The organism is Kitasatospora sp. NPDC059599, assembly GCF_042735125.1.
GTDB lineage: Bacteria > Actinomycetota > Actinomycetes > Streptomycetales > Streptomycetaceae > Kitasatospora.
On the sequence record NZ_JBHWCL010000028.1, the window covers coordinates 1 to 7,883 of the forward strand.

Consider the following 7,883-nt stretch of genomic DNA (forward strand, 5'->3'; position numbering starts at 1 on the left):
CCCTGGGGCCACGCCCGATCACGCCGGACGAGCCGCGTCACGGCGCCTGGCTGTCGGCCGCCGGCGGCTCGGGCTCGTCGTCCTCGGCCCTGTCCCGGACGTCCGGCGGCGTGGGGGCGGTGATGTTCCGCTGCTCGGACGAGCGCTCGCGCGTCTGCTCGTCGGCCTGCGGGGTGTCCTTCTCCTCGGGAACGCTCATGGCGGTCGTCCTTCCGTAGCGGTGTCGGTCAGGGTGCCGGCCCGGCGAGGTGCCGGCCGGGCCGGGTGCGGGGCTCCGCAGCCCTCGCGTATCCCCGCCTCCGGCGAAGTCATGCGGTCGACGGGCGGTGCGCCGTCGGCAGGTGTCGCCCGGTGCCGCGCGGGCAGACGCCGTGTGTGAACCCGATCGAACGAGCCCTTCGGGGCGTGGACCGCTTCCAGCAGCGGCACCGGCCCACCGGTGTGGTGATCGGCGTCGTCCGCAAGTACGGGGACGACCGGGGCGGGCTGCTCTCCGCCCTGATCACCTACTACGGCTTCGTCGCGCTGATCCCGCTCCTGCTCCTGCTCAGCACCGTCCTCGGCTTCGTCCTGCACGGACACCCCGGCGCCCAGCGCTCGGTGGTGGACTCCGCGCTGGCGGACTTCCCGATCATCGGTGACCAACTGCGCCAGAACGTGCACTCCCTGCAGGGCAGCGGCCTGGCCCTGCTCATCGGCGCGCTCGGGATGCTGTACGGCGCGCTCGGCATCGCCCAGGTCCTCCAGCACGCCATGGCCGAGGTCTGGAACGTCCCCGGCGTCCAGCGCCCCGGCTACTGGCCACGCCTGGCCCGCAGCCTCCTGCTGTTCGCCGTGCTCGGCGCCGGGCTGGTGCTGGGCACCGCCGCCGCGTCGCTGGTCGGCACCGCCCTGGGCGGGGTGCCCGCCCGGGTCGGGGGGCTGGTCGTCTCGGCGCTGCTGAACACCGCGCTGTGCCTGGCCTGCTTCCGGGTGCTCACCCCTCGTGAGGTCCCCACCCGGGCTCTGTGGCCGGGCTGCGCGATCGCCGGCCCGCTGTTCACCGCCTTGCAGGCGTTCGGCGCGCTGCTGGTCGCGCACGAGCTGCGCCACGCGGGCCAGGTCTACGGCTTCTTCGCGACCGTGATCGGCCTGCTGTTCTGGCTCTACCTGGCCGCGCAGGTCACCGTGTACGCGGCCGAGACCAATGTGGTGCTCGCCCGTCGGCTGTGGCCGCGCAGCCTGCTGCAGCCGCCGCTCACCGACGCCGACCAGAAGGTGCTGTCCTCCGTCGCCCGCCAGGAGGAGCGTCGGCCCGAACAGCGCGTCGACGTCTCCTTCCGGGCCGATGACGAGCCCGCCGGCGGCCGGCCTGCCGACGGCCCGCCCGCCGACACCCCGCTCCCCGACGGCCGGCCTGACGCCGGGGCCCGGCCGGGGAAGGGCGGCGACCGACGTGACGGCCCCCCGGACACCGACGGGCGGATCCGGTGAGGGCGGCGGCCCGGCGGACTCAGGCCGGGGCCGCCGACACGTCCGGGGCGTCGCCGCCACCGGGGCCGTCAGGGGCGCCGTCAGGGGCGCCGACCGGATCCTCGGCCCATCCGGGGGCTTCCCGGTCCTCCAGCTGTTCGCGCAGGTGGGCGAGGGTGGCACCGAGCAACCGCGAGACGTGCATCTGGGAGACGCCGATCCGTTCGGCGATCTGGGACTGGGTCCGGCCCTCCCAGAAACGGAGCTTCAGGACGGTCTGCTCGCGTCGCGGCAGTCCGGCGATCAGCGGGCGCACGGCGGTGCGGAAGTCGGCGAGGTCGATCCCGGGGTCGCAGCTGCCGAGCCGGTCGAGCAGGGAACTGCCCGTCTCGTCGGCGTCCTGGTCACGCAGGGCGTCCAGGGAGTCGGGGCGGTAGACCCGGCCCGCCAGCAGTCCTTCGGTGGCCTCCTCCACGGTGAGGTGCAGGCCCTCGGCGATCTCCTGGGGTTGCGGAAGCCGGCCGAGCCGCTGTTCGAGGCGGTCGGAGCCGCGGGCGACGGTCAGGTACAGCTCCTGCATGCTGCGCGGCACGCGCACCGGCCAGGAGGTGTCGCGGAAGAACCGCTTGATCTCGCCGGTGATGGTCGGGATCGCATAGGTGGGGAACTCGACGCCGCGCTGCGGGTCGTAGCCGTCGACGGCCTTGATCAGGCCGATCGTGCCGACCTGGAGGATGTCCTCCAGGTCCTCGGCGCGGTGCCGGTAGCGGGCGGCGATGAAGCGCACCAGCGGCATGTTGAGTTCGATGATCGTGCCGCGGACGTAGCTGTAGGCGTGGGTTTCGCGCGCGAGCCCTGCCAGGCGTTCGAACAGCGCGTCGCTGAGTTCGCGTGCCTCGGTCTTCCCCATCGACCGCATGTCGGCCTCCGTCGGTCGCGGCGGGAGGTCGGCGGGCAGGCCGACGGGCAAGTCGGCGGGCAGGTCGGGCGACGTGGCGGCATCGCGGCGGACTGATTCCCGTGAGGTGGACACGTGACTTCTCCTGGGCATCGGGGTGAACGCCCGGCGGGGGTGGCGAGCTGCCGCTCGCGCGCGTCGCGGGCTTCGTTCCCCAGGACCTGTGCCCGGCTTCAAGCGCGGTCCCGGTGGCACCCGGTCGGGTGCTGGAGCGACCGGATCCGATCGTGGTCGCTGCATCGGTGTCCTACCCGACATACGACATTGAATTCATGTTTATATCGTTTTCTTCCGTTTCATCCGGGTATCCGTGCCACGGCAACCACCTCGGCCACGAGAGGAGGGGTCGCCATGCCCCGAGGATCCAGCCCCAAGCGGGAGCGCCAGTACGAGCACATCAAGGAGAGCGCACTCGACCGGGGCGAGAGCGAGAAGCGCGCTGTGGAGATCGCCGCCCGGACGGTGAACAAGGAGCGCGCCCGGCACGGCGAGTCGAGGACCGCGAGCCGCACCTCGATCCAGGACGTGTCCTCCGGCCACCGCGGCAGGAAGCGCTCGCACAGCGGTTCCCGGGGCCCGACCTACGACCAGCTGTACAACGAGGCCAAGCAGCGCAACATCGAGGGCCGCTCAAGGATGAACAAACGTCAGTTGGCCGACGCGCTCGGACGCTGAGCGGCGGCGACCGCGGCCGCGCCCCGGCGGATCAGCGGCCGCGTCGCCGGGCGGAGCTGTCGCGGCGCCACTGCGCGTACTGCTGCCGGACGTACCCGCGAGCGTCGCCCTCAGCAGGCGTGACGCCGTCGTGTTCGGCCAGGTCCCGGGCCGCGATCCGCGCGCTCGACACCTGGCCCGGGTCGGCGTCCGCACTCCCCACCGCCACGCGGTCGCGCAGGGCGGCGAGGCGCAGCAGGAACTCCCGGCGCCGCCGGGGCGGCTCGGTGCTCCGGGACCGGTGCGCGTCGACGTACCGGGTCTCCTCCGCGACGGCGGGCGCGTCCGCGTACGCCTCCTCGGGCGTGGGCACCGGTCCGGTGGGTACGGTCCGGGCCGGCGGGGGCGGCAGCGGCGGAAGTCCGTGCACGGAGAGCACGGCGTTCGCGAACTCCGGCCGGTCGACCGGGAGACCGTGCCGGCCGAACAGGGCGAACAGCTCGGCGAGGGCCCGCGGTTCGACGTCACGCGGCCCGTCGTCGTCCTTGACGGTGAGTTCCCCGAGGAACGGGCCCCAGAACCGGCCGGGCGGGTCGACGAGGCGCAGCCGGAGGCGGACCAGGTGGGCGCCGGTCTCCGTCTCCTCGCCGAACTCCATGGCCAGCCCCCGGATCTCGGCCCAGGTGTAGTGCTTCGGCACGAGCAGGCGCACCACGGTGAGGCCGGTCCCGTGCTCCCGCACCCAGAAGGTGCGCGGCGCGCAGGCCGTCACGGCGACGACGACGGCGGCGCCGGTCAGCATCGTCGTCCCGACGCCCGCGGCGCCGGTCCCGCCCAGCACGATCACCGTGATCAGGGCCGGTATGCAGCCGACCCCGATGATGTCCACCCACCGCCGCATGAACGCCAGTCGTACCGTCGTCATCCCGCACCTCCCCGCGCGTGCTCCCACCCTCGCGGGCGGTGCGCGGCCCGGACAAGCGCGGGCCCACAGCTGTGACGGCCCCGTGACGAACCCGCCGCCCGGGCCGCTGCGGTCCCGCCCTGGGCTCCTGGCTTCGCAGGCTTCCCCGCCTTCGCGGCCTTCCGCCGCCTTCCGCTACCGCCCGCGCAGGCGCCGGACGAGGTCGCGGGCGGCGGCCGGCCAGTGCGGGTGGTCGAAGGTGAAGCCGGCGTCGAGCAGACGGGTCGGGACGACGCGGCGGCTCTTCAGCAGGAGTTCGGACTCGGAGCGCAGGGCGAAGGCGCCGACCTCGGCCATCCAGCGCGCGGCGGGCAGGGCCAGCGGCATGCCCCAGGCGGTGCGCAGGTCGCGCATGAACTCGCGTTGGGGCAGCGGGTTCGGGGCGGCGAGGTTGACCGGGCCGGTCAGCTCGTCGTGGGCGATGAGGAAGTCGACGGCGCGGGCGAAGTCGCGTTCGTGGATCCACGAGACGTACTGCGCACCGCCCGCGATCGGGCCGCCGGCGCCGAGGCGGGCCAGCCAGGAGAGCGAGTCGAGGGCGCCTCCGCGGTCGGGGCCGAGGACGACGGCGGTGCGCAGCGCGACCTTGCGGGTGGCCGGGGTGTCGGCCTCCTCCTGGGTCTCCTCCCAGGCGCGGGCGATGTCGATGCTGTACCGCCAGGAGGCCGGCGCGTCGGGTTCGGTGCCGCCGATCAGGCCGTCGTGTTCGCCGTTCGGGGCGTCGTGGCGGTGGGCGTAGACGGTGGCGGTGCTCATCTGCAGCCAGACGGCGGGTGGGCGCCGGGCGGCCGCGACGGCCTGGCCGACGACACGGGTGGAGCGGACCCGGGAGTCCATCATCTCGCGCCGGTTCTCCTCGGTGTAGCGGCAGTTGACGCTGCGCCCGGCGAGGTTGACCACGACGTCGCTGCCGTCGACCTCCTCCGCCCAGGCGCCGAGCGTCCGCCCGTCCCAGCCGATCTGCCGGGGTCCGGCGGGCCTGCGGCTCAGGGTGACCACCTGGTGCCCGGCGGCGGTCAGGCCGCGGTCGAGCAGCGCGCCGAGGGCTCCGGATCCACCGGGAATGACGACCTTCATGCGTTCCCCCTCTTCTCCGCGCTCCAGCCTAGCCCAGAGTTCTGAACGTGTTCAATTACCTGGGCTCCCCCGCCGTGCGGCCGCCGATCAGGGCGTGGACGCCCGCGCAGTGCAGGACGCTCCGTCGGCGACCGGCATCTCGACCGGGGCGGACTCTGCAGGTGACTCGCCCGACTACTCCCGGCGGCCGATCGGCTCACCGTGCACGAGCTGGTCCTCCGACACGTTCTCCGTGGTGGGGCCGGCACCGTCCGGGTCGCAGCGGCTACCGGACGGTACGGGCCTCGTGCCGGGCTACGTCTACCAACCGCGGCGTGGTGGTACCGGGTTGAGCTTGGCCGTGAGCGTCGAGAGGAAGACGGGGAGCTTGTCGACCACGGTCTTGGGGACCGGCGCGGTCTGGACGCTGCCCCGCCGCACGTCCTCGACGACGAGGGTGTAGGTGCCGTTCTCCTCGACGAGTTCGGCGGCGAAGAGGAGGGTTCGGGTGGTGGTTTCCATCGGGGTCCTAGGCTTGGGTGTCGTTGAGCCAGGCGGTCCACGCCGCGGTGGCCTGCTGCTCGTCGGCGTCCTCGGCGAACAGGTGGTGACCGAGCCAGATCGGCACGTTCCAGGTGCTGCCGTTGAAGAACCGGTAGAGCCCGTCCGGGCCGCGCAGGCCGACGAATTCGGGGCTGAGCCAGTCCACGACCACCTCCGCCGGACGGCCGTCCGTGCCCGGGAGGTGGAGCGACAGCCGGTCGCCGACTGCCGCGTCGGCCGCGAGGCCGAGGCGTCGGCGCAGGGCGGCGAAGTCGTCGGGGTCGGAGGCGGGTTCGGGGCGCCCGGCCTTGACGTAGACGGCGGGGCGGCCGGCGAAGTGCCGCAGGTACTCGGCGAGGCTGTGCTGGTAGAAGTGGACGTGCTTCTCGGCCGCGTCCGCCTTCCTGTCCCAGACCTCGTCCCAGACGCCCTCGTGCACCCAGTGGATTCCCATGCGCAGGTGGGTCGTTCCGCCGTCCACCGGCTCGATCCGGTAGCTGAGCGTGTTGGAGAATTCGTCGCCGAGGGTCGCCCGGGCGGCGAAGTGGTGCGGCGGCTCCCACGCCACGACGGTGCTTTCGGCCCGGGTGATCTTTCCGCCGACGCGCGGCTCGACCTCCATCGGGTACAGCCAGCCCAGGTTGCCGGCGCCGGTCGCGACCGCGGCCCAGACCTGTTCTGGTGACGCGGGCAGGTCCTGTTCCTTGCGGACCTCGAACTCTCGGGCCACGGTCGGTTCTCCTTCGTCGTCATTCATCAGGTGTCAGTGGGTGACCGGGAGGGCGCACAGCCGCCGTTGCAGCGGGTTGGGCCGCCAGTCCAGCGCCGCGCCGTCGGCCAGCCGCAGTTCGGGCAGCCGGCGGACCAGCGTGCCGATCGCCACTTCGGCCTGGAGCTTGGCCAGCGGGCCGCCGAGGCAGAAGTGCGGGCCGTGGCCGAAGCTCAGGTGCCGGTTGCCGGGGCGGGTCAGGTCGAGCCGGTCGGGGTCCTCGAAGCGCTCGGGATCGCGGTTGGTCGCGCCGAGGAACAGGTACGCCAGCTCGCCCTCGCGCAGGGTCCGTCCGCCGATGTCCAGGTCCTCCGCGACGACCCGGACGATCGCCTGGGTCACCGTGTCGTAGCGGGCGAGCTCCTCGACGGCGCCTCGGATCAGCTCCGGGTCCGCGCGCAGCCGGGCCAGTTGGTCCGGGTGGCGCAGCAGGGCGAGCACGCCGTTGCCGATCAGGTGGGTGGTGGTCTCGTCGCCGGCGGTGATCAGGACGAAGCAGGTGGACAGCAGTTCGGAGTCGGTGAGCCGGTCGTCCTGCGTCTGGGTGGCGACCAGGGCGCTGATCAGGTCGTCGCCCGGTTCGCGCCTGCGCTGCCGGATGAGACCGGACAGGTAGTCCTCGTACTGTTCGATCGCCGCCTCGGACCTGTCGATGTCCTCGCTGAGCCGGCCGAAGCGGCGGAACCAGCCCTTGACCCGTGGCCGGTCCTCGTCCGGAATGCCGAAGAGCTCGCAGACGACGGACATCGGCAGCGGGGCGGCGACCGCCTCGATCAGGTCCATGGTCGGGCCGGCCGCGACCGCCTCGTCGACGAGGTGGTCGACGATGCGCTGGACGCCGTCGCGCAGGGCTTCGACCCGCCGGGCGGTGAAGGCCCGGTTGGCCAGCTTGCGCAGCCGGGCGTGGTCCGGCGGGTCGGTGTTGGTCATCACCCGGCCGAGCCGGTCGGTGAGCCGGCTGATGGCCTTGAGGTCACCGCCGAGCCCGACGTAGGCCCGGGTCATCCGGTCCCGGTCGTTGGACAGCCGGAGGTCGCCCAGGGCCGCCTCGACGTCGGCGTGCCGGGTGAGGTACCAGATGCCCTGGGCGCTGCGGTGGACGGGGCTCTCGCGCCGCATGCGGGCGTAGCACGGGTACGGGTCCCGCCGGGCCTCGGGGGTGAGCAGGTCCGCGGCGAGGTCGTGGGGCGGGGCGGGGTCGTGGGGCGGGGCGAGGCCCGCCGTGGGGCGGGCCTCGTCCGTGGTGTCGGTCGGGTTCACTACGGGCCGCGCTACCGCTGGGTGTCCATGGCGTCGGCGAGACTCCTGGGCCGCATGTCGGTCCAGGACTGCTCGACGTACTCCAGGCAGGCGGCGTTGGTGTCGGGGCCGTGGACGATCGTCCAGCCGGCCGGAACGTCCGCGAACTGCGGCCAGAGCGAGTGCTGGTTCTCGTCGTTGACGAGCACGAGGAAGGTGCCGTCCTGGTCGTCGAAGGGGTTGGTCAT

General features: G+C 73.2%; 10 protein-coding genes. 2 read left to right on the forward strand and 8 right to left on the reverse strand.

Annotation, left to right across the window (positions count from 1 at the left end):
* Positions 1 to 37 precede the first annotated feature (37 nt).
* Positions 38 to 199: a hypothetical protein gene (locus ACFV04_RS13000; RefSeq protein ID WP_380528856.1), complete on the reverse strand. Its 162-nt coding sequence runs from the start codon at positions 197 to 199 to the stop codon at positions 38 to 40.
* A 206-nt stretch (positions 200 to 405) separates the two neighbouring features.
* Here ACFV04_RS13000 and ACFV04_RS13005 point away from each other — a divergent pair, with 206 nt between their 5' ends.
* Positions 406 to 1,473 (forward strand): YhjD/YihY/BrkB family envelope integrity protein, encoded by a 1,068-nt coding sequence (locus tag ACFV04_RS13005; protein ID WP_380528858.1) that lies wholly within the window; start codon positions 406 to 408, stop codon positions 1,471 to 1,473.
* A gap of 19 nt (positions 1,474 to 1,492) precedes the next feature.
* On the opposite strand, the gene ACFV04_RS13010 is transcribed toward ACFV04_RS13005, so the two are convergent.
* On the reverse strand, positions 1,493 to 2,371 hold the full coding sequence (locus ACFV04_RS13010; protein ID WP_380528860.1) for a SigB/SigF/SigG family RNA polymerase sigma factor: 879 nt from the start codon (positions 2,369 to 2,371) through the stop codon (positions 1,493 to 1,495).
* A 390-nt stretch (positions 2,372 to 2,761) separates the two neighbouring features.
* Here ACFV04_RS13010 and ACFV04_RS13015 point away from each other — a divergent pair, with 390 nt between their 5' ends.
* Positions 2,762 to 3,085 carry a plasmid stabilization protein gene (locus ACFV04_RS13015; RefSeq protein WP_380528862.1) on the forward strand — a complete coding sequence of 108 codons (324 nt, stop codon included), beginning with the start codon at positions 2,762 to 2,764 and terminating at the stop codon, positions 3,083 to 3,085.
* Positions 3,086 to 3,116: 31 nt separating this feature from the next.
* Here ACFV04_RS13015 and ACFV04_RS13020 read toward each other — a convergent pair whose 3' ends face one another.
* From ACFV04_RS13020 to ACFV04_RS13045, 6 genes are all read right to left on the reverse strand, one after another.
* Complete coding sequence (locus ACFV04_RS13020; protein WP_380528864.1) at positions 3,117 to 3,989, reverse strand: hypothetical protein; 873 nt, start codon at positions 3,987 to 3,989, stop codon at positions 3,117 to 3,119.
* 174 nt (positions 3,990 to 4,163) lie between these two features.
* On the reverse strand, positions 4,164 to 5,105 hold the full coding sequence (locus ACFV04_RS13025) for a TIGR01777 family oxidoreductase (RefSeq protein WP_380528866.1): 942 nt from the start codon (positions 5,103 to 5,105) through the stop codon (positions 4,164 to 4,166).
* Positions 5,106 to 5,405: 300 nt separating this feature from the next.
* Positions 5,406 to 5,606, reverse strand: a complete 201-nt coding sequence (locus tag ACFV04_RS13030; protein ID WP_380528868.1) for a hypothetical protein — start codon at positions 5,604 to 5,606, stop codon at positions 5,406 to 5,408.
* Between the two features lie 7 nt (positions 5,607 to 5,613).
* Positions 5,614 to 6,357, reverse strand: coding sequence for an SRPBCC domain-containing protein (locus ACFV04_RS13035; RefSeq protein WP_380528870.1), 744 nt, complete (start codon positions 6,355 to 6,357; stop codon positions 5,614 to 5,616).
* Between the two features lie 33 nt (positions 6,358 to 6,390).
* A complete protein-coding gene (locus ACFV04_RS13040; protein ID WP_380528872.1) occupies positions 6,391 to 7,656 on the reverse strand; it encodes a cytochrome P450 in 1,266 nt (421 codons plus the stop codon).
* An 11-nt stretch (positions 7,657 to 7,667) separates the two neighbouring features.
* Positions 7,668 to 7,883, reverse strand: a complete 216-nt coding sequence (locus ACFV04_RS13045; protein ID WP_380528874.1) for an MbtH family protein — start codon at positions 7,881 to 7,883, stop codon at positions 7,668 to 7,670.